Raw genomic sequence first — 20,321 nt, 5'->3', positions numbered from 1 at the left:
AAAGCATTCTGAAATGCTAGCTCAGTTATGAGCTTTATGAAAGAGGTAATGCTCGGTTCTCAGACGTGCATTCTGAAATGCTAGCTCAGTTATGAGCCGTGCGCAGATGTTCACGTAGCCAGTCGTGCATGGTTTCGGCGGTCCAGCCCTGTTCGTTCCACTGCTCACCAACTAATTGAGTGGCGCGCTCGGCATAGTACAAACCTATCAGGTGGCGAATATCGGCCACCTCTTCGGGCGAAACGGGTCGGCCAAGCAGCACCGCCAATTCTTGCGCATCGGCCGTGCCGGGGGCGGCTTGTTTAGCAGTCAGGCTCGCTAGGATAAGCTGCTGCGCCTCAGCCGCACTTAGGTTAAAGGAATCAGGAAGTTCCACAACAAGGCTTTTCATAATCAATCACGTTAGCATCTACAGGAACGAAAGTTACGGCTTTTAATGCCAATGCGTGACGCAAGAAATTGAGTAAGCTCTCTCCACAACCGCCCGCCCGCACTTTCCCGTATTGCCTGGAAACCTTTACCCAAAACTCTTCCCATACATGAGCTACATCAAAGCCGCCACCGACGCCCACGGCGAATCCATCAACCTGTTTTACGAAGACTGGGGACAGGGCGACCCCGTAGTGCTAATTCACGGCTGGCCGCTCGACCACACCATGTGGGAGCACCAGGCCATTGCCCTGGCTGAGGCCGGTTTGCGCGTCATTGCCTACGACCGGCGCGGGTTTGGGAAGTCGTCGCGGCCCTGGGATGGCTATAATTACGACACCTTTGCGGCTGATTTGAATGCCGTGATTACGGAGCTGAACCTGAGCAATGTGACGCTGGTGGGCTTCTCGATGGGTGGCGGCGAAATTGCCCGCTACCTCGGCACCTACGGCAGCAGCAAGGTGGCGCGCGCCGTGTATATCAGCGCCGTGACGCCCTATATGCTGAAGACCGACGACAACCCCGAGGGCGTGCCGCAGGAGATTTTCGACGGCATTCTGGCGGGCCTGAAAAAGGACCGGTTCGACTTCCTGCAGACCTTCGGCAAGGATTTCTACGGCGTGGGAATGCTGAGCAAGCCGGTGAGCGACGCGGCGCTACAATGGAACCAGACCGTGGTGTCGCTGGCTTCGCCGAAGGCTACTTACGACTGCGTGAAGGCCTTCTCCAGCACCGACTTCCGGGCCGACCTCGCCAAGGCGGCCGACGTGCCGACGCTCATCATCCACGGCGACGCGGATAAGACGGTGCCGATTGCGGCCAGCGGCGAGCGGGTAGCGAAGATGCTGCCGAACGCGCAGTATAAAGTATATGAGGGCGAGCCGCACGGGCTGTTCTTCACTTCGAAAGATGAGCTGAGCCGCGACTTGCTGGCGTTTATCGGCAAGTAGGTTCTGCCTTTGAAACGGGAAAGCCCCGCTCGGTTATCGGGCGGGGCTTTTTTGTGCTGGCGTTGGCCTCCCGCAGAGGACGCAGAGGGTTGCGCAGAGGGCGCAGAAGCAGTTACGAGTTGGTGGGCGGCAGGAGCACGCTTTGCAGCTCCTTCATTGGGACGAAGACGTGGATTTCGCCCTGGGCGTAGGAGGCTATTTCGTAGGGCGTGTACACGAACACGGCGCCGCCGCTGGTGAGGTAGAAGTTGTGCGTGACGGGCATCTGCTTCACGAACAGCGTTTGGTCGAGGGCCTCGGTGGCGGGGATGCGCAGGGTGCGGCGCACGGCGCGGTCGAGGATGGGGCTGAGCTGGGTTTCGGCGGCGGGGCGGAAGACGTCGGCGAAGCGCAGGCGCTGGCCGGTGCGGGTGTTGTAGGTGGCTACGATGGTGCCGTAGCTGCCGTGGGCGCCGCCGGTGAAGCTATAGTTGTAGAGGCCGAGGCTGAGGAGTGAGGCCTGATTCCAGAGCACGTAGGCGGCTTGCTGGCTTTCGTGGCGCAGGGCGTAAGCGGGCGTTTCTTCGCCTTGCAGGCTGGCGGCGTCTTCGCGGTAGTCTTTGGTGAAGTGCTGGTTCCACTGCTGCCATTGTTGCTCGGGCTGCACTACGGGCTGGTTGGCGAGGGTGTCGCCGTGCAGGTCGCGCAGGATGTTAGCGGTGAGGGCAGCGGGGGCCTGGGCGGGCAGCAGCACTTGCAGGCTCAGGTGGGCGTGGGGCGAATTGGCCTTGCCCGGATAAGCGGCCACGGAATCGTTGAACTGGCGCACGCGCAGCGCTACGCTACCAGCGGGCTGGGCCTGGCGCAGGCGCACGGGCTGGCCCGCGATGGTACCCGTGAGCAGCGGGCCCTGTTGGTACAGCTGCCACATGGGGCCAGAGTGGTTTTCGCCCAGGTGCTCGTAGCTGATATCCTCAAAGACCAGACTATCGGCGGCGCTCAGGCGGCGGACCAGCTGGAAGGGCTGGCCGCTGGCATCGGCGTAGCTGGCGTAGGTACCGTTGAGCTCGGTGTCGCCGGAGTTGGGGCTGCGCACGAGGTGCAGCGTGAGGCTGTCGGTGGTGCCGGGCAGCAGGCCGCGGTAGATGCGGTAGGAGGCGCCGGGAGAATCTGCCGGGGCAGCAGGGTCCGACACGGTGGCCGGAGCTTCGGGCGGCGCGGTGGTCGTCGTATCGGTTTTGGTATCGGCGTGGCAGGCGGCCAGCAGGGCCAGCGGCAGCAAAAGAAGCAGGCGGTTCATAGGGTGCAAGAAACGACAACGGGAGGAATCTGGCACGGCTGAGGGCCGGTACGCAGATTCCTCCCGTTGGTGGGAAAGGCAATTATGGGGGCTTACGCCATCTGGCCCATCTGGCGCAGGAAGGCCACGTGCGAGACTACGGCCGAGCGGGTGCGGGTGTAGTTGGTGTACTTGACATCGAACTCCTGGCACACCTGCTGCACAATCTTGCTGATGGCAGGATAGTGCACGTGCGAGATTTTGGGAAACAAGTGGTGCTCAATCTGAAAGTTGAGGCCGCCCACGAGCCAGCTAACCAGCCGGTTATCGGTGGCAAAGTTGGCCGTGGTGCGCACCTGGTGGATGGCCCATTCGTCTTCGAGCTTGTTGGTAACGGCGTGGGGCACGGGGAAGGCCGTTTCCTCCACCGTGTGGGCGAGCTGGAACACGATGCTGAGCACGAAACCGGCCACGGCGGCCGAGAGCACGAAGCCCGTGAGCCAGGGCAGGAACCCAACCATATAGATGGGCAGGGCCACGTAGAGCACCAGATTCAAGGCCTTGAAGCCCCAGAACACGAGGTGGTCGCTGGTATCCATGGGGCGCAGGGGGGCAGCGCCAATTTGACGCTTGAAGTACTTCTGGTAGTCCATCACGAAAATCCAGGAGATGTACAGCATGCAGTACAGAAACCAGAAGTAGAGGTGCTGGAAGCGGTGCAGGCGGTAGCGGGGCTGCTCGGCCGTCATGCGCATGAAGGGCCGGATGTCGATATCGTCGTCGTGGCCCTCGATGTTGGTGTAGGTGTGGTGGATGAGGTTGTGCTTGGCATTCCACATGTAGCTGCTGCCGCCCATCACGTTGAGGGTGAAGGAGGCTACTTTGTTGAGCCAGGGGTGGTTGGAAAAGCTGCCGTGGGCGCCGTCGTGCATCACGTTGAAGCCGATGCCGGCGATGCTGCAGCCCAGCACCACGCATTCGAGCAGGGCCCAGGCGGTGGGCGGCGTGAAGAACACGAGGTGGGTATAGAGCGCCACCACGGCACCGATGAGAATCACGGCCTTCACCACGATGCGGAAGTCTCCGGTCGTTTGCCGACCCGATTCCTCGAAATACTGATTGATTCTGGTACGAAGCTCAGTATGAAACGAGCGGGTAGCTGCAAACTTGGGGAGGGCCATAAATGATTGGGGACGGGGGATTCCGACAAAGATACCCCTCCCAACGTGGTGCCACTAAAGTTCGTTTGACTTTAACCGGGATTTAACCCAGGTAGGCGTGCCAGTTCTGGTCGAGGGTGCCCGCCGAGAGCTTCAGGAAGCCGGTGAGCGTAGGCTTGCGCGGCTGCTGGCGGATGGTGAGGCCGGCCTCGTTGGGCGTGCGTTGGCCCTTGGCGTGGTTGCAGCGGGCACAGGCCGTCAGCAGGTTAGTCCAGGAAGACTCGCCGCCGCGCGAACGGGGCTGCACGTGGTCCAAGGTCAGGTTCTTGCCCGAGCCGCAGTACTGGCACTCGAAGTGGTCGCGCTTGAAAATATTATGGCGGCTGAGGGCAATTCCCTTGTAGGGAACGCGCACGTAGCGCTGCAAACGGATGATGCTGGGCTTGGGATAGTCGCGCGAAATGGTGCGCATGGTGCCGTGGTCGGACTTGGCGACCATCTCAGCTTTATCGAGGAAAAGCAGCACGAAGGCTTTCTGCACGCTGCAGAGGGTGATGGCGGTATAGTCGCCATTCAGCACTAATACTTTTTGGTCCATACGCGCTCAAACAAACTAACCTGCCGAAAGCTAAGCTTTTCTAGCCACATAAACAAGAGCGTTGAGCTTAAGTTCAGCCGCCGGATGCCAAAAACCCAGCGGGCGGGCTCCGGGGAGCCTATCCGCTGGGTTTAAGAATGTATGACGCGGGTGGGTGCCGTCGGCGCCGACGGGCGTTTAGCAGGCCGCTAGCGCGCGCTTCTCCGACGCGTGCTGACTGGGTTCGAGCCTCAGGCTCGTTCGTCGGAACGATGCGCTGGGCAGGTCGTTCTACCAGCGAGTCGGAGACTCGAACCCAGTCGGCACGCGTCGGAGACGCGCGCCAGCAGGACCGACGGGCCGGCCCCTACCCTATTTCACGAAGCGCCGGGGAGCCTGGGTCTGGCCGTCGACGGTCAGCAGCAGGGTGTAGACGCCGCTGCGCAGGGCCGCTACGTCGAGGCTTTCGGCGCTGGCGGGGCCGCGGGCCACGGTCTGGCCCCAGGCGTCGAGCACCTGGTAGGTGCTGTTGCTGAGGCTGCGGGTGGCGCGCAGGTAGAGGCGGTCGGTGGCGGGGTTGGGGTAGAGCTCGATGTGCTCGGCGCTGGCGGCTACGTCGCCGGAGGTGGCGGCGCGGGCGCCGGCGGCTTTGCTGATGCGCACGTAGTTGAGGTTGTATCCTCCCGTTTGGGCGTAGATGCCGAAGTTGTAGGTGCCGGCGTTGATGGTGGCGGTTTTGGACACGGTGGTCCAGGTCTGCCAGCCGCCGGTGCCGGGGATGGTGGTGTTGCCGAACTGGATGGCGCCGGCGTTGAGGTCGGCGGAGATGGTGCCGCCGCTGGCGCCGCTGGCCACGCGGTACTCAATGGTGTAGGTGCCGGTGCTGGGGAAGGTGATGTTGTTCCACACGAGGTAGTCGCCCGGGTCGATGTAGCCCATGTTCTGGCCGCCGCCGGCGTCGGTGCAGGTTTCCACGGTCATGCCGTTGTTGACGCTGGCGGCTTCGGCCTGCAGGGTGAGGCTAAAGGCGGCGCTGGCAGTTTGCACGCGCAGGGAGGTGGTTTTGTCATTCCAGTTGCCGGCGCCGAGGGCGTTGTTCACCAGGCAGCTGTTGCTGCTGCTCACGGTGAGGGACGCGCCGCTGAAGTTGTCGTTTTCGTAGAGTACCACCTGGTAGCCGCCGTTCACCTGCAGCGACGACACGTCGTCGTTCAGAATGCCGCGGGCCTGCAGGGCGGCCAGGTTGTAGTCGCCGAGGGGCAGGCTCACGGCTGCACCGGTGTAGTTGCAGTCCTTATACACGGTGGCCACGCCGCCGCCCCCGGCGGGCGCATTGCCCGAGATGCTGTAGGTGCCCAGCGAGCCGTAGTCGGAGTAGCCGTCGGTGGCGGGGTTGCCGGAGCTGGTGCCGTCAATCTGCAGGTAGTAGGTGCCGGCGCCGAGGCTGGCGCTGAAGCTCACGTTGAGGTTGCCGCCGCCGCCGGCGTCGTAGGTGCCGATGAGGCCGCCGCCGCTGTTGAAGAGGCGGGCCACGATGTCGAGGTTGCCGTAGCGGCCCACGGTGTTGACGCTCATATTCAGCGTGCCGCCGGCGGTGCTGAAGCTGAAGTAGTCCTGGTCGGCGGTGCGCTCGATGAAGCCGTTGCCGGCGAGGTTGTTGCCGTTGCGGGCCAGGGCGGTGGCGCCGCTGATGGCCCCGCTGTGGTCGTCGTTGCGGTAGCCCACGTTGTAGGTGGCGCTGGCCATGATGGCCAGGTCGTCCTCGGTATTGTTGGCGAAGTTGTACTCGCCGCGGCTCCAGTGGGTCACGGGCTTGTAGTAGCCGGCGCCCATGATGGGCGCCCAAGCGCCGCTATTATCCTGGCCGGTGTAGTAGCCTTCGTTGGGGGTGGTGCGGCCGTCGTGGCCCAGGCCCAGGGTGTGGCCTACTTCGTGGGAGGCCGCTTCGCCGCCCGACTTGGGGTCGCTCATAAACACCCAGCAGGGCGTGTTGTCGTTCCAGCGGAACGAGCCGATGTAGGCGATGCCGCCCGCGCCCGAGGCGATGGTGCTGCCGCTGCCGGGCGAGATGACGCAGCGCATGCGCATGGTCAGGGGGTACGAGTTGTACACGTTCTCGTCGGTGGTCACGTTCATGCTGAAGGGGCGGAAGTCCTCGCTCACCAGCTCCCACATAGCCTGCACGTTGGCGTCGGTCATGTTGGCCGAGGGGGCGTTGTAGGCGTTGCCGTTGTTCCAGCCGGTGCCGGCGGGCAGGGCGTAGCCGTCGGTGTCGAGCAGGATGCAGCCGCGGGCGCCGGGGAAGCTCTGCAGCGATACCACGGCCAGGCGCTGGGCGGTGCTGCCCTTCACGATGGGCAGGGGCTGGTCGTCGAGGGGCCGGTTGTAGCCGATGCAGATAACTTTGTCGATAGCCACGGGCTGCACGAAGGCGTTGCCCCGGGCATCGGCCATGTACTGCCAGGCCTGCTTGCTCTGGCGCAGCACGATGTTGCCTTCCACGGTATTGCCCTCGACGCGCAGCATGAACGACGAACCGGCCACGCCGGGGATTTCGCCCACTACATACTCGCTGGTGGCCGACAGCGCATCGTGGTAGTTAACCTTGCCGGTGAAGGCCTGGGTGGGCGACACCCGGAGCATAACCGTGGGGGCGCTGCGCTGGGCGGCGCCCACCTGGGTTTCGAGCTGGCGGGCCAGGGCCTGGGTGGTGCCGAGCGGGTAGCTGGCGGCCCCCACCGGGTTGACGGGGCGGCCTTGCTGGGCCTGGGCGCCGAGCCCGCTCAGGAGCAGGGCCGCGCTCAGGCCGTAGGAATACAGACTTTTCATAAGGGTTGTGGTGAGAGGTGTGGGTTGGTGGGAATAAATGATGAAAGAAAACCGGCCCCGATGGCGCCATCGGGGAAGCGGGTAGCGGCAAGCGGCGGCTCCGGAGGGAGGCCTGCGCGGGCCGACGGTAATCACGCGTCGGGAGCGGGCGGGCGGGGAGCCATCGAGGGGTGCAAGCTAAGCGGCGGCGGCCAACCAAAAAAGCCCCGCTGCCTCGGCCGGGGGCGGCGGGAGGGCGGGGTTAAGCGCCTATTGCACACGCGGGCGGGGCCGGGCAAAGGCCTGTGCTATGCTGGTGGCGGGCGGCGGCGGGGATAAAAAACAATGGAGCGGGGGGAAGATTTTTCCGTCGGTCCCGCGCACCCCACCCCCCGGCCCCCCGCCGCTTGATGCGCGGAATCCTTCGGGAGAGGGGGAGCCTGACGATTCTATACTGCGCATAACCGGTGCCCCCTCTCCCGAAGGATTCCGCGCATCAAGCGGCGGGGGGCCGGGGGGTGGGGTGCGCGGGACTGCGCCTCCCTACCCCGGCAGGCACGCCTCCACCCCGAAGCCCCCGGTGCCCGGCGCCACGGTGAGGCTCCCTCCTACTGCCTCGGCCCGCTGCCGCATGCTGTTCAGCCCCTGGCCCCCGGCCCGACCCACCGGCGCGGGGCCGGGGGCATCGTCCTGCACGGCCAGGCAGAGCTGGCCCGCAGCGTTTACCCACAGCCGCACCGTGACCTGGGTGGCGTGGCGGGCGTGCTTCACGGCGTTGTGCAGGCACTCCTTATAGATAAGGTAAAGCTGCTGGCTGACTTCCTGGCCGGGCTGGGCGGCGGCGGCCTCCGGGCTCACCCCGAAGTCGATGGCCAGGTTGGCCGGGGGCAGCACCTCGTAGGCGTGGTCGCGCATGTGGGTCAGCATCTCGGGCCAGGTGGCGTTGCTGGCGTGCAGGCCCCACACCACGTCGGCCATCTGACGGGCGGCGCGGCGGCTGGTGTCGCGCAGGCGCTCCAGCCGGGCCAGGGTTTGGGCGGGGGTGGCGGTGCTGCTTTCGCGCAGCAGGTCGCTTTGCAGGGTTATCTGGGTAAGCAGGTTGCCCACGTCGTCGTGCAGGTCGGCAGCCAGGCGGGTGCGCAGAGCAATGGCGGCCTGGGTGCGCTGCTGCTGCTGGTGGCGGCGATACTGCCAGAACGTGCCACCGCCCAGCAGCAGCAGCAGCGCGACCAGGGCCCCGGTCCCCAAGCGTTCCTGGCGCTGGCGCAGGTGGGCCAGCTCGCGCTGCTGGGCGCTGAGGCGGCGGTCTTTACGCAGGTCGCGGATAGTGGCCTGCTGCCCCTGCATGTCATAGCGGGTTTGGGCATCGGCCAGGGCCTTGGTGCGCTCAGCGGTTTGCAGGTGCTGGCTCAGGAGCAGGTAGCTCAGCAGGGTGTCGTAGGCGGCGGGGTGGCCCAGGCGGTGCAGCACCTCGGCCAGGTTGCCCAAGGCTACTTGCAGGGGCTGTTGCTGGCGGCTGGCCCGGCCCACCCGTACGGCCTGCCGGGCGTAGTACTCTTGCTGGCGCAGGTCGGCCAGTTCGGTGGGGGCATAGCGCATGGTGAGGCTGTTGAGCAGCGTTATTTCGGCATACTGGTCGTTGGAGCGGCGGGCAAGGGCCAGCGCCTGGTGCAGCAGCAGCACCGCCGAATCGGGGCGGCCGGCGCGGGCCAGCTCGTCGGCAATGCCGGCCAGGGCGGCCAGGCGAACCTGGCCGAAGGCATCATTCTGGCCCTGGGTGCGGGCCAGCACCTGCCGAAAGGTGCGCAGGGCCGCGGCGCGCTGGCCCAGCGCCAGCTGCTCGTTAGCCATGTTGGCACGAGCGGAGAGCTCGCAGCGCAGGCAGGGGGGCATCAGCAGCCGAAAGGTGGAGTCAGCCTGCTGGTAGTACTGCAGGGCGCGGGCGTGGTCGCCGGCGAGCACGGCCACGGTGCCCAGGGCCTGCAACGACGAGCCCATGCCCTCACGGTTGCCGAGGTGGCGGAACAGACGCAGCGCCGCCAGGGTCTTGGTCTGGGAAGTGAGGGCATCGTTGCTGGCCGTAGCAATGCTACCCTGCATCAGCAGGGCGTTGGCTTCGCCCTGGCGGTAGCCCACGCGGCGGGCCAGGCTGAGGGCGAGGTCCACGTAGCGGTGGGCCTGGGTGGGGTCGGTTACCTGGGCAAAGCGGGCGAGGTTGTTGAGGTAGAGCACGCGCAGCGTATCGGGCAGGTCGGGGCGGCGCAGCGCGGCCTGGAAGGCTTCGGCGGTGGCGGGCAGCGGCGTGGACGGGGCGGCGACGGCCGGAACCGGCGGGGCAAGGGGGCCGGGGCGCTGCTGGGCGCGGGTGGGCGCCGCCAGTAGTACCAGCAGGACCAGCAGCAAGTAGCGTAGCGGGGGCATCGGGAGCAGTAGCAGCAGAGAAACAGGTATGCACTACAACATTACAACACGAAAGCCCAACCCGGCAAGGGGATGAGCGTTCGCACACTACAGAACCGTACCTTTCCAGCTGACTTAGAGTACCCGGCGCTTCACAGCGGCACTCAGCTGCGTGCAGCCGGCGGTGGTGATGGCCAGCACCCGAATCCAGGCCACGCGCCCCGACTCCAGCGTGAGCTTCTGGCGCAGCCGGGTGCCGCCGGTGCAAAAGCGGTACTCGTCGTCGGCGGGCTGCTCATCCCCGTAGGCCACAAACCATACCAGGGCGGTGAAGTCGCCGAAGGGTTCGCACACAAGGTCGAGCTCGCCCTCCTGCTCGCCGGTAGGTTTCTGGAGCACTGGGGCGTCTAGGCTGGGCCGGTTGGCGGTTTCGCGGCTGGGGTCGAGGCCGAGCAGCTCAATGTTGACCTTGTTATTATAGGCCACGTCGGTGCGGTTGGCCCAGTCGCGGTAGGCGCCGAATACTTGGTCGAAGCGGGTTTCGGCGGCCTCCTGCTGGGCGTAGGCTACCTTGCTTTTGCCCTGGGTGGCGCCGTGGGCTTTCACCAGGTCGTCGAGAGCCTCCTGCATCTCGGCCTGGGTGTAATCGTATGTTTTGGGGAATTTACCGGCACTGGCTTCGTACATCGGCAGGATGTAGATGCCTTTGGTAATCTTTTGCGCCACGGGCATGCTCGACAGCGGCAACACGGCAAGTAAGGGTCGGCTCATACGGGTATCAGAAAAAAAAGTGAGAGGTAAACGACTGACAGGCGGCCACCTGCCGTTTCGGGGGCCAAAATACACAGAAATTTGCAAACTGAGCTATTGCCGGCACGTGATGCAGACAGTATTTTTCACATCGGCAGCGGGATGGCCGGCTGGCGGCTGGTCAAAAACAGGCAACAGCCACCTGCTTAGGCTACTAGCATCGCGCTCGGAGCGCCTGCCGGTACGCCGGAGCCCGGCCGGCACGCAAGTGGCCCCCGCCGCCACTCCCCGGGGCCCATCGGAGGCCGCGCCGGGCCCGGCGCGGCCAAAAAATCGGAAAAACCGGCGGCGATGGGCCCGGCGGGGGCGCGCAGGGGGCCCAACGTGGCGCGGCCGGGCCCATCGTGCTACGTGACGGGCCCGGCGCGGTCTAAAAATCGGAAAAAACTGGCAGCGATGGGCCCGGCGTGGGCGCGCAGGGGACCAAACGTGGCGTGGCTGGGCCGCTGCTTGCCCGCGCCGGGCCCATCGCGGATAGTATTCGGGAAGCAGTACGCTGTTACCGAACTACGCGAGCCACGACAACCGCCACGCCGGCGTCCAACAAAAAGCCCCCGGCCACGAGGGCCGGGGGCTGTTGCTGGAAGGGGACTACCGCACCTCACCGGGCGGCGAGGGAGCAGCCAGGGCCGAGGCCGGGCTTAGAGCTCGCGGGTCCAGGCGCCGCCCACGAACACGAAGCGGGCCGTGGTACCGTTCGGAATGCTCACGGTGCCGAAGCCGTAGCTCACGGGCAGTGCCTGCGCATCGGTGTTGGCGATGTATACGAGCTGGCCTTCGGCCGCGCCGGTGTTGCTGAGAGCCACGGTGCCGTTGGTAGCGCTGCCGTTGTCGGTGTAGCGGTGAATGGCCGCCGTCACGGTGAGGGAAGCATTGGCCGTGGGTGCCGTCACGGCCGCCGCCGTGCTCAGCACCACCCGACCGCTGGTCTGGGTGATGGCACCACCGATGGTGGCCCCGCCGGTGGCCGTGAGCAGGCCGCCCACCGTGCCGGTGCCCGCCACGCGGAAGCCGCCGGCCTGGTCGGTGGCCGTCTGGTTCTGGATGAAACCCGCCGTAGTGGCTGCCGTCGTTTGGGTGGTGCCGTCGGGGAAGATGAGGCCGTTGCCGGCGGTGGCAATGCGGATGTTGCCGCCCGTCACGTCCAGGCGCTGGCCGGCGCCGCCGCCAATGCCCACGTTGCCGGTGCCGGTGATGCGCATCAGTTCCGCCGACGTGGCGGCGTCGCTGCCGCTGAAGAAGACGTGGCTGTCGGCGGTAGTGCCCACCTGGTAGCGCAGGGTGTTGCCGTTGATGCCGAAGCCGAAGTACTGGTTGTCATTGTTGGCGTTTTCATATAACACGATACGGCGGTTGTTCAGCACGTTGGCCAATTGCAGGGCGGCGTTGGGGGCGGTGGTACCGATGCCCACGTTGCCCGTGATGTTGGTGATGCCGCCGGGGCGGCCCAGGTTCACCGTGCCGCTGGTGGTGCCCAGGTTGGTGGTGCCGGGCACGGTTAGGCTACCGGCCGTAAAGAGGCCGTTCATGCTCACGCTGCCGGTGCCGTTGATGCGAAACAGCTCGGTCGAGGCCGTGGCACTGTTGCCGCTGAAGAAGACGTGGTTGTCGCCGGCGTTGGCCACCTGGTAGCGCAGGGTGTTGTTGTTGATGCCGAAGCCTAAGAACTGGTGGTCGTTGTTGGCAGCGTCATACAACACGATGCGGCGGCTGGCGATGACGTTGGCCAGTTGCAGGGCGGCGTTAGTGGTGGTGGTACCGATGCCCACGTTGCCCGTGATGAAGGCATTGCCCCCGATGGTGCCGTTGCCGCTGATGTTGAAATTGCCAGCTTGCTGCGCGGTGCCGTTCTGGATGAAGTTACCGCCAGAGGTCGCCGTGGTTTGGGTGGTGCCGTCGGGGAAGATGAGGCCGCTACCGACGCTGCTGATTTTGATGCTGCCGCCCGTCACGTCGAGCTTCTGGCCGGGCGTGGCGGTACCGATGCCCACGTTGCCGTTGTTGGCAATGCTCAGGCGGTTGTTGTAGTTGGTGAAGAAGTCGATGCCCGACTGGTTGCCGCCGGCGGTGCGCTTGCTGGCGATGCCCTCGCCGCTTCCGCTGCCCCCAAAGCGCAGTCCGCTGGCTATCGCACCATTGTTGGCGCCGTTGGCATCCACTGTCAGGTCGGTGCCCACCTGCTCGCTCCCAGTGATAGAGCTGTTGCCGCTCACCACGCTGCTGCCGCCTACCAGGCTGTTGCCGCTCATGCTGATGTTGCCGCGCACGTCGAGCTTCTGGCCAGGGGCATCGGTGCCGATGCCCACGTTGCCGGCACCGGTAATGCTCATGCGGTTGTTGTAGCCGGTGAAGAAGTCGAGGCCATTGACGTTGCCGCCGGCGGTGCGCTTGCTGGCCAGGCCCTCGCCACTGCCGAGGCCGCCAAAGCGCAGCCCGCTGGCCAGCGTGCCAGCGTTGGCGTTGTTGGCATCCACCGCCAGGTCGGTGCCTATCTGCCCAGCCCCGGTCACGAAGCTGTTGCCGCCGACGGTGCTGCTGCCGGTCACGGCGATGCTGCCGCCCACGGCGCTGTTGCCGCTCACGTTGGTATTGCCCTGCACGTCGAGAGCTTGGCTGGGGGCGAGGGTACCGATGCCCACGTTGGGGCCCACCACGTTCAGGCGGGGCGTATAGCCCGTGTAGAGGCTCAGGCCGCTCTGGCCCGGGCCGGCCGTGCGCCGGCTGCCGATGCCCTCGCCGCTGCCGCCGCCGCCGAAGCGGATGCCGCTGACTATCGTGCCATTGTTGGCGCCGTTGGCATCCACTATCAGGTCGGTGCCCACCTGCTCATAGCCGGTCACGAAGCTGTTGCCGCTCACCACTTCGCTGCCGCCTACGAGGTTGTTGCCGGTCATGCTGATGTTGCCGCGCACGTCGAGCTTCTGGGTGGGGGCGTCGGTGCCGATGCCCACGTTGCCGCTATTAGCAATGCTCAGGCGGTTGGTGAAAGCGGTGTAGAAGTCGAGGCCCGCCTGGTTGCCGCCGGTGGTGCGCTTGCTGGCTAGGCCCTCGCCACTACCGATGCCGCCAAAGCGCAGCCCGCTGGCTATCGAGCCGGTGTTGGTGCCGCTGGCATCTACCCCGAGGTCGGTACCTACCTGCCCATACCCGGTCACGAGGCTGTTACCCCCCACTACGTTGCTGCCCCCCACTACGTTGTTGCCGCCCACGTTGGCGTTGCCGCTCACGCTGCTGTTGCCGCGGACGTCGAGCTTCTGGCCAGGGGTGTCGGTGCCGATGCCCACGTTGCCGCCGTTGCTGACGGACAGGCGGGGGGTGAAGTTGGTGAAGAAGTCGAGGCCATTGACGTTGCCGCCGGCGGTACGCTTGCTGGCAATGCCCTCGCCACTACCCATGCCGCCAAAGCGTAGCCCGCTGGCTATCGAGCCGGTGTTGGTGCCGCTGGCATCTACCCCGAGGTCGGTACCCGCCTGCAGGACGCCGCCCGCCACCCCGTTGCCGCTGATGTTGAAGTTGCTGGTGGGCTGCTGGGCGGTGGTATTCTGAATGAAGTTGGCACCCGTGGACGTTACGGCCGCCGTGGTCTGGGTGGTGCCATCGGGGAAGATAAGCCCCTGCCCCGTGGTGCCGATACGGATGCTGCCGCCCGTCACGTCGAGCCGCTGGGTGGGCGTGCTGGTGCCGATGCCCACGTTGGCGCCGGGGCCGCCGCTGCTGCTGCCGCCGATGGTCATCAGGGCGGTGCCGGCTACGTTGGGCGTGTTCTGGCTCGACGTGTTGGCAATGGTCAAGGCGCCGGTGCTGTTATAGAGCGACACATGGGCCACGCCGTTGCGGAGCAGCTTCAGTTCCGAGCCGGTCACGTTGCCCCCGCCCATCTGCGCACTGTAGCCGCCGGTCGGCAGCACGTCCAGCGGCGCCAGCGGGGCCGTCGTGCCGATGCCCACGCTGCCGCCCACGGTGCTGTTGCCACTCACCGCTGCATTGCCGCCTACGAGGTTGTTACCGCTCACGCTGCTATTGCCCCGCACGTCAAGCGCCTGGGTAGGCGCGTTGGTGCCGATGCCCACGTTGTTACCGAAGCCGCCGCTGCTGTTGCCGCCGATGGTCATTAGCGTGGTGCCGGCCACGTTGGGCGCGGTTTGGCTGGAAGTGTTAGCAATGGTCAGCGCCCCGGTGTTGTTATAGAGCGACACGTGGGCCGCCCCACTGCGCACCAGCTTCAGTTCCGAGCCGGTGACGTTGCCCCCAGCCAGGAGCACGTTCTGGCCGCCGGCCGGCAGCACGTCCAGCGGCGCCAGCGGGCTGGTCGTGCCGATGCCCACGCGGCCCGTGCCGGAGAAGGAGAGGTTGTTTCCGTTCAGGGGCACTTCGGTGGCACCGGCGAGGGCGGTGCCGCCCAGCCCAATGGTGTTGCCGGTTTTGGAGAGGCCGTTGCCGGCCGCGATGGCCGCCCCGGCGGCGGTGGCAATCTGCTGCCACTGCCCGCCCACGTAGTAATAGAAGCCCGCCGGGGCCCCCGTTTGAAACACAATCAGGCCGGTGGCGGGGTTGGCCACAGCCGCCGCCGAGGCCACCCGGGGCAGCAGCGCCCCCTTGGTGGTGCTGATGATGTCGAGCGCCGCCGATGGGTCGGGCGCCGTAGTAGCGCCGATGGTGACGCCCGTTTGGGCCATTGCCTGGTAGGTACCCGGCAGCAGCAGGCCCAGCAGCACCGCCAGCCGGCGCTTGCAGAAAGGGTAAGAGTTGTTCATAAAAGAGAAGTAGTGTTCCCGCAGCAGTCAGTTCTCTGAGAGTGCTGCAAAGGTCGGCCCGGCCCGCATGCGGCGGTATGGCATAAAGATGTTGATTTTGGGGTGGGACGGGGCAGTAAGCGGGTGCGCCTTCGCGGCCCGTGCGCCCTCCCGGCCGGCCGCTGACCCGTGCCGGCAGCGCAGCCGGGACGGCACGGCGCCGCGCCGGCCAGCGGCCGGGGCCAGCGGGCACCCTCCTGCCCTAGTGCTGCTGCCGCCGCAGTGCGTGGGCCATCAACTCGCCCTTCGAGTTCACCTGCAGCTTGCGGTACACCGCCCGGATGTGGTTGCGCACCGTGTCGAGGCTGATGTGGTGCCGGTCGGCGATGAGCTTGTAGCTCAACCCGTCCTCGATGCCCCGCACCACCTCCAGCTCCCGCGCCGTGAGGGGCTCGGTGCTGCGCGCAGCGGCCGCCTGCTGCACCGGCCGCGCCGCCATGCGCTGAAAGGCCTGCACCACGTGCCGGGCCACGCCGGGGCTCATCGGCGAGCCGCCCGCCGCCACCTGCAGCAGGTGCTCCTTGAGCTGCACCAGCGGGGTGTTCTTTAACAGGTAGCCCACAGCGCCCGCGCACAGGGCTTCGTACACCCGCTCGGCATCGGCATACACGCTCAGCATGAGCACCTGGGCTCCGGGCAGCCGCGCGTGTATCAGCGGCAGCCCCTCGATGCCCGTGCGGCCGGGCAGGCCGATGTCGGAGAGAATAAGCTGGGGCGGCTCGGCCACCGTGTCGAGCCCGCTGAGGAAGGCTTCCATCGAGTCCACCACCAGCTCGCAGCGGAACTCGGGCTGCTCGCACAGGTACTCACTCAGCGCCTCCCGGATGGGGGCCTGGTCTTCGATAATCGCCAGCGAGAAGGTTTGCATGGGGCAAAGGTCGGCCTCTTACCCACGCGGCGGTATGGCATGAAGATGTTGATTTCGGGGGCCTACTCCGGCAGCACCCGCTTGATGAGGCGCAGCTTGTGCGTGTAGCGACCCCAGCCCCGGTTATAGATGCCGTTGTGGTCGAGCGTGTCGATGCGCACCTCGCCGTGGGCGTGCAGTATCTGGCCGTCTTCTATCACCAGGCCCACGTGCACGATGCGCCCCTCGGCATTGTCGAAGAAGGCGAGGTCGCCGGGCCGGGCCTGGGCCACGAAATGCACCGGCCGGCCGTGGTCAATCTGCTGCCGGGCATCGCGCGGCAGCTGGATACCCACCAGCCCGTAGAGCTGCTGCACCAGCCCCGAACAGTCGAGCCCAAACACGCTCTTGCCGCCCCACACGTAGGGCGCCTTGAGGTACATCAGGGCCGTTTTGCGCAGCAGGGTGGCCTGCCGGGCAGCATCGGGCGCGGCAGTGGGGTTGGTGGCCGTGCCGTTGAAGAAGAACTTCTGCTCCCCCACCCGCACGTTCATCCCGTCGAAGAACGGCAGGCGGCAGCCCAGGGTCAGCGGAATTTTGGTGGTGGCGTCGCTCACGGCCTGCACCACGTCGAGGGCGCGGGGGTGGTCCTGCGCGCCCCAGGCCGTATAGTATTCCGGGCTCACGGGGGTGTGCTGCTTCACGTCAATCCAGCCCAGGTAGTTATCGGCGGCCAGCTGCACCTGCACCCAGCTGCCCTGCGTGAGCAGGATAAGGTAGCACTCGCCAAAAAGCAGCTCGGTAACCAGCTCGGCCTTGTCGGAAGGCTCGGCGCGGACGGGGACGGCGCTCAGGGCGCAGATGCCAGGGTTCAAGGGGGAAACAAAAAGAAGTTAGGCTACAAATGTAGGCAGAAGCGGTATTAGTGTTGGGTGTTGGGTATTGGGTGTTGGGTATTGGGTATTGGGTATTAGGATACTCGTTTCACCCAACACCCAACACCCAACACCCAACACCCAACACCCAACACCCAACACCCAACACCCAACACCCAACTCCCAACACCCAACTCCCAACTCCCAACTCCCAACACCTACATCCGCTCCATATCCCGCCGCTGGGCCTTTTCCTTGAGGTCGTTGCGCTTGTCATAGAGCTTCTTGCCCTGAGCCAGGGCTATTTCAATCTTGGCGAAGCCCCGGTCATTCACGAACATGCGCAACGGGACGATGGTGAGGCCCTGGTCCTGGCTTTTGCCGGCCAGCTGCTTGAGCTCGCGCTTGGTGAGCAGCAGCTTGCGGTCGCGCATGGGGTCGTGGTTGTTGTAGGTGCCCTGCTTGTAGGGCGCAATGCGCAGCTGGTGAATCCAGAGGTCGCCGCGGTGGTCGAAGGTGCAGAAGCCGTCGGTCAGGTTCACCTCCCCGGCGCGGATGCTCTTTATTTCAGTGCCTTGCAGCATCACGCCCGCGTCGTACTTGGCCAGGAAGGAGTATTCGTGGCTGGCGCGGCGGTTTTTGATGTTGATAAAGTCGGGCTTGTCGTCTTTTTTGGTAGCCATGGCTTTGGGGTATGAGGGTGGGAGGGTATGGGTGCAGGAGTTTTGCAGGTTTGGGGGAAGACTTAGGGAGAATGAATATCCTGCCTTCCTCCTACCCTCACACCTTCCTACCCCCATACCCTACTCCCGGCGGGCATATACGCTGTGCCACTGATTCTGGTACACGCGCTGGTAGCGGCCGATGCGGGCCGGGGCCGTTTCGGGCACCAAGTACACGTGGTTGCGGCGACGGTGGTCGGTCACCACGTAGGCCACCGAGTCGCGGGCCGCGAGGTCGAAGAATTGGGGCAGCGACAGCTTGTTGTCGTAATCGCTGGCATTAAGGTAAGCGTAATAAGTGAGGCTGTGAATGCGGTAGTTGGCTTCCTGCCCAAAGAAGAAATCGAGCGGCCCGATAATGCGCGTGCCGTGGCGCGGCATGTAGCGGGCCAGGCGGGCATTCTCCACCTCGGGGCGAATGTAGGTCTGATTTTCCCGAAGCAGGTAATAGGTGCGCAAGCCCGCTCCCACCGGGTACAGCAGCAGTAGCGCCTGCAGCCAGCGGCGGCGTGCGCGGGATAGCCCGGCTGCCCGCTCCGTTACCCGCTCCACCACCACGATGATGAGGAAGGGCACGAACAGCAGGAAATAAAACGCCGAGTTGCTCTTGGTAAGCACCCAGAACACGCCCAGCAGCAGCAGCAGGTACAGCGTGGCCGCACTCAGCGGCGTGCGCCGCCCCTGCCAGGTGAGGGCCACCGTGCCCAGCGCGAGTACCGTCAGGAAAGTCTCGCCCTCGCTGTGCAGAAAGACGTGGTGATACCCCGCCATCACCGCCAGTTTAGACCACCAGTGCAGGTTGCTCTGCATCTCGGGGAAGTGCCCGAACTGGTAGAGAAACAAGGCAAACTGGCCCTCGAACACGCTCTCCAGCGCATAAAGGCTAACCGTGAGCCCGCCCGCCAGCCCAAATACAAAGGCCGCGCCCCAGCCCCGCCGCAGCAGCAGCCACAGCCCGCCCGCCCCCAGAAACACCAGCCCGTTGAGGGTGCTCAGCGCCGCCAGCCCGCCCGCCAGCCCCGCCAGCGCCAGCCGCCCCGCCCGCGCCCCCGGTGCCCGTAGCAGCATAAAGGAAGTCAACCCAAAGCTCATGCTCATCGTCTCGGGCCGCCCGTCGAAGCCAAACTGCATCAGCCCGCCGCAGCCCAGGTACAGCACGGCCGCCAGCCAGCGCGCCTCGGCGGTGCTACGGCGGAAGTAGCGCAGCAGCAGCAGTAAGCCCACTAGCCAGAAAATCAAAGCGGTGCTTTTGGCCACGTACGTACCGCTGCCAAACACGGCCATCAGTCCGGCCTGAAAGTATACGAACAGCTTATGGGTAATGAACTGGTGTTCCTCGGCCCGGTTGAGCCCCCGGAAGAATTCGGAATGCACGTGCCCGTCGCGCAGCAGCCAGTAGCTCTGCTCGGCCATCCAGGCATCGTCGAAGTGTACGATGCGGCCATAGAGCGTGGCAGCGAAGGCCAGCAGCAACAGCACCGCCAGCACATAGTAGTAGCGGGCAGAGAACAGGCGAAAAGCGGAAGAGTCGGGCACGGGGCACGAAATTAGGCACAACTGCACCGGCAGTCCGTGTACCGCGAATTGGAAATCTCGGGGTACACGGGCTGCCAGCCCTAGCTCAGCTTCAGCCGCGGGTCGGGGCTCACCAGCTGCGTGGCCACGTCCCCGGCCTCAAACTGGAAGTGCGCCGTCATGGCCACCATCGCCGCATTGTCGGTGCAAAAGGCAAACTCCGGAATAAACACCTCCCAGCCCTGCACCGCCGCCTCCTGCTGCAAGGCCGTGCGCAGGCCCGAGTTGGCCGCCACGCCGCCAGCCAGCGCCACCTGCGTCAGGCCCGTATCAGCCGCCGCGCGGCGCAGCTGCTTCAGCAACGTCGCCACGATAGTATGCTGAATGCCCGCGCACAGGTCGGCCAGATTTTCGGCGATGAACTCCGGATTCTTAGCCGTTTCCTTTTTCAGAAAGTACAGCACCGCCGTTTTCAGACCGCTGAAGGAGAAATCGTAGCCCGGCATGGCCCCCACCGGAAACGCAAACCGCGTCGGGTCGCCCTGCCGGGCCAGGCGGTCGAGGTGCGGGCCGCCGGGGTAGGGCAAGCCCAGCAGCTTGGCCGTCTTGTCGAAGGCTTCGCCCGCCGCGTCGTCGATGGTCTGGCCCAGAATTTCCATTTGCAGCGCCGAATGCACCCGCACCAGCTGCGTGTGCCCGCCGCTCACCGTGAGGCAGAGGAAGGGGAACGTGGGCTTGGGGTCGCGCAGGAAATGGGCCAAGATGTGCGCCCGCATGTGGTTGACGGCCAACAGCGGCTTATCCAGCGCCAGGGCCAGCGTTTTGGCAAACATACCGCCGACCAGCAGGGAACCCAGCAGGCCCGGGCCCTGCGTCACGGCCACGGCGTCAAGGTCATCCTTAGTAATGCCGGCCTCGCGCAAGGCGGCCGTTACCACCGGCAGCAGGTGCTGCTGGTGCGCCCGCGAAGCCAGTTCGGGCACCACACCGCCGTACTGCTCGTGTACTTTCTGGGTGGCTACCACGTTGCTGAGCAGCTCGCCGCCGGCCAGCACGGCTGCGCCGGTGTCGTCGCAGGATGATTCGATGGCGAGAATAATGGGATGAGCAGGCATAAATTAACAGGAGAAAGAGCAGGCCACTACTGGCGTCGGCAACGGCCGAAAGGCCAGCTTGG

General features: G+C 65.4%; 14 protein-coding genes. 1 reads left to right on the top strand and 13 read right to left on the bottom strand.

Annotated elements, in window-relative coordinates; genetic code table 11:
• Positions 1-85: 85 nt before the first annotated feature.
• Complete coding sequence (locus tag Q5H93_RS19620) at positions 86-391, bottom strand: DUF8507 family protein (protein ID WP_305008359.1); 306 nt, start codon at positions 389-391, stop codon at positions 86-88.
• A gap of 148 nt (positions 392-539) precedes the next feature.
• Between Q5H93_RS19620 and Q5H93_RS19615 the strand changes: the two genes are divergently transcribed.
• On the top strand, positions 540-1,379 hold the full coding sequence (locus Q5H93_RS19615; protein ID WP_305008358.1) for an alpha/beta fold hydrolase: 840 nt from the start codon (positions 540-542) through the stop codon (positions 1,377-1,379).
• A 112-nt stretch (positions 1,380-1,491) separates the two neighbouring features.
• Here the strand turns inward: Q5H93_RS19615 and Q5H93_RS19610 are convergent, their stop codons facing one another.
• The 12 genes from Q5H93_RS19610 to tsaD form a co-directional block, all read right to left on the bottom strand.
• Positions 1,492-2,658: a DUF3298 and DUF4163 domain-containing protein gene (locus Q5H93_RS19610; RefSeq protein ID WP_305008357.1), complete on the bottom strand. Its 1,167-nt coding sequence runs from the start codon at positions 2,656-2,658 to the stop codon at positions 1,492-1,494.
• 92 nt (positions 2,659-2,750) lie between these two features.
• Positions 2,751-3,818: a fatty acid desaturase family protein gene (locus Q5H93_RS19605; protein ID WP_305008356.1), complete on the bottom strand. Its 1,068-nt coding sequence runs from the start codon at positions 3,816-3,818 to the stop codon at positions 2,751-2,753.
• Positions 3,819-3,900: 82 nt separating this feature from the next.
• A complete protein-coding gene (locus Q5H93_RS19600; protein WP_305008355.1) occupies positions 3,901-4,395 on the bottom strand; it encodes an HNH endonuclease in 495 nt (164 codons plus the stop codon).
• Positions 4,396-4,746: 351 nt separating this feature from the next.
• Entirely contained in the window at positions 4,747-7,203 is a 2,457-nt protein-coding gene (locus Q5H93_RS19595; protein ID WP_305008354.1) for a carbohydrate-binding protein, read from the bottom strand.
• Between the two features lie 522 nt (positions 7,204-7,725).
• Complete coding sequence (locus Q5H93_RS19590; protein WP_305008353.1) at positions 7,726-9,603, bottom strand: sensor histidine kinase; 1,878 nt, start codon at positions 9,601-9,603, stop codon at positions 7,726-7,728.
• Positions 9,604-9,717: 114 nt separating this feature from the next.
• Complete coding sequence (locus Q5H93_RS19585; RefSeq protein ID WP_305008352.1) at positions 9,718-10,353, bottom strand: hypothetical protein; 636 nt, start codon at positions 10,351-10,353, stop codon at positions 9,718-9,720.
• Between the two features lie 680 nt (positions 10,354-11,033).
• Positions 11,034-15,146: a beta strand repeat-containing protein gene (locus Q5H93_RS19580; protein ID WP_305008351.1), complete on the bottom strand. Its 4,113-nt coding sequence runs from the start codon at positions 15,144-15,146 to the stop codon at positions 11,034-11,036.
• Positions 15,147-15,387: 241 nt separating this feature from the next.
• The gene (locus Q5H93_RS19575; protein ID WP_305008350.1) at positions 15,388-16,053 is read right to left on the bottom strand and encodes a response regulator; all 666 of its coding nucleotides are present in this window, start codon (positions 16,051-16,053) and stop codon (positions 15,388-15,390) included.
• 62 nt (positions 16,054-16,115) lie between these two features.
• Entirely contained in the window at positions 16,116-16,907 is a 792-nt protein-coding gene (locus tag Q5H93_RS19570) for a C40 family peptidase (RefSeq protein WP_305008349.1), read from the bottom strand.
• A 218-nt stretch (positions 16,908-17,125) separates the two neighbouring features.
• Entirely contained in the window at positions 17,126-17,590 is a 465-nt protein-coding gene (gene smpB, locus Q5H93_RS19565) for an SsrA-binding protein SmpB (protein WP_305008348.1), read from the bottom strand.
• 120 nt (positions 17,591-17,710) lie between these two features.
• A complete protein-coding gene (locus tag Q5H93_RS19560; RefSeq protein ID WP_305008347.1) occupies positions 17,711-19,165 on the bottom strand; it encodes a hypothetical protein in 1,455 nt (484 codons plus the stop codon).
• A gap of 80 nt (positions 19,166-19,245) precedes the next feature.
• Entirely contained in the window at positions 19,246-20,259 is a 1,014-nt protein-coding gene (gene tsaD, locus Q5H93_RS19555; protein ID WP_305008346.1) for a tRNA (adenosine(37)-N6)-threonylcarbamoyltransferase complex transferase subunit TsaD, read from the bottom strand.
• Positions 20,260-20,321: the final 62 nt, after the last annotated feature.

Origin of the sequence: Hymenobacter aranciens, assembly GCF_030580865.1 — a bacterium.
Taxonomy (GTDB): domain Bacteria; phylum Bacteroidota; class Bacteroidia; order Cytophagales; family Hymenobacteraceae; genus Hymenobacter; species Hymenobacter aranciens.
Note: the sequence above shows the minus strand (reverse complement) of the source record. Positions and strands in the feature narration are given on the sequence as shown.

Coding starts and splice junctions, on each gene's coding strand:
- Q5H93_RS19620 (WP_305008359.1), bottom strand. CDS start 391: ATGAAAAGCCTTGTTGTGGAACTTCCTGATTCCTTTAACCTAAGTGCG.
- Q5H93_RS19615 (WP_305008358.1), top strand. CDS start 540: ATGAGCTACATCAAAGCCGCCACCGACGCCCACGGCGAATCCATCAAC.
- Q5H93_RS19610 (WP_305008357.1), bottom strand. CDS start 2,658: ATGAACCGCCTGCTTCTTTTGCTGCCGCTGGCCCTGCTGGCCGCCTGC.
- Q5H93_RS19605 (WP_305008356.1), bottom strand. CDS start 3,818: ATGGCCCTCCCCAAGTTTGCAGCTACCCGCTCGTTTCATACTGAGCTT.
- Q5H93_RS19600 (WP_305008355.1), bottom strand. CDS start 4,395: ATGGACCAAAAAGTATTAGTGCTGAATGGCGACTATACCGCCATCACC.
- Q5H93_RS19595 (WP_305008354.1), bottom strand. CDS start 7,203: ATGAAAAGTCTGTATTCCTACGGCCTGAGCGCGGCCCTGCTCCTGAGC.
- Q5H93_RS19590 (WP_305008353.1), bottom strand. CDS start 9,603: ATGCCCCCGCTACGCTACTTGCTGCTGGTCCTGCTGGTACTACTGGCG.
- Q5H93_RS19585 (WP_305008352.1), bottom strand. CDS start 10,353: ATGAGCCGACCCTTACTTGCCGTGTTGCCGCTGTCGAGCATGCCCGTG.
- Q5H93_RS19580 (WP_305008351.1), bottom strand. CDS start 15,146: ATGAACAACTCTTACCCTTTCTGCAAGCGCCGGCTGGCGGTGCTGCTG.
- Q5H93_RS19575 (WP_305008350.1), bottom strand. CDS start 16,053: ATGCAAACCTTCTCGCTGGCGATTATCGAAGACCAGGCCCCCATCCGG.
- smpB (WP_305008348.1), bottom strand. CDS start 17,590: ATGGCTACCAAAAAAGACGACAAGCCCGACTTTATCAACATCAAAAAC.
- tsaD (WP_305008346.1), bottom strand. CDS start 20,259: ATGCCTGCTCATCCCATTATTCTCGCCATCGAATCATCCTGCGACGAC.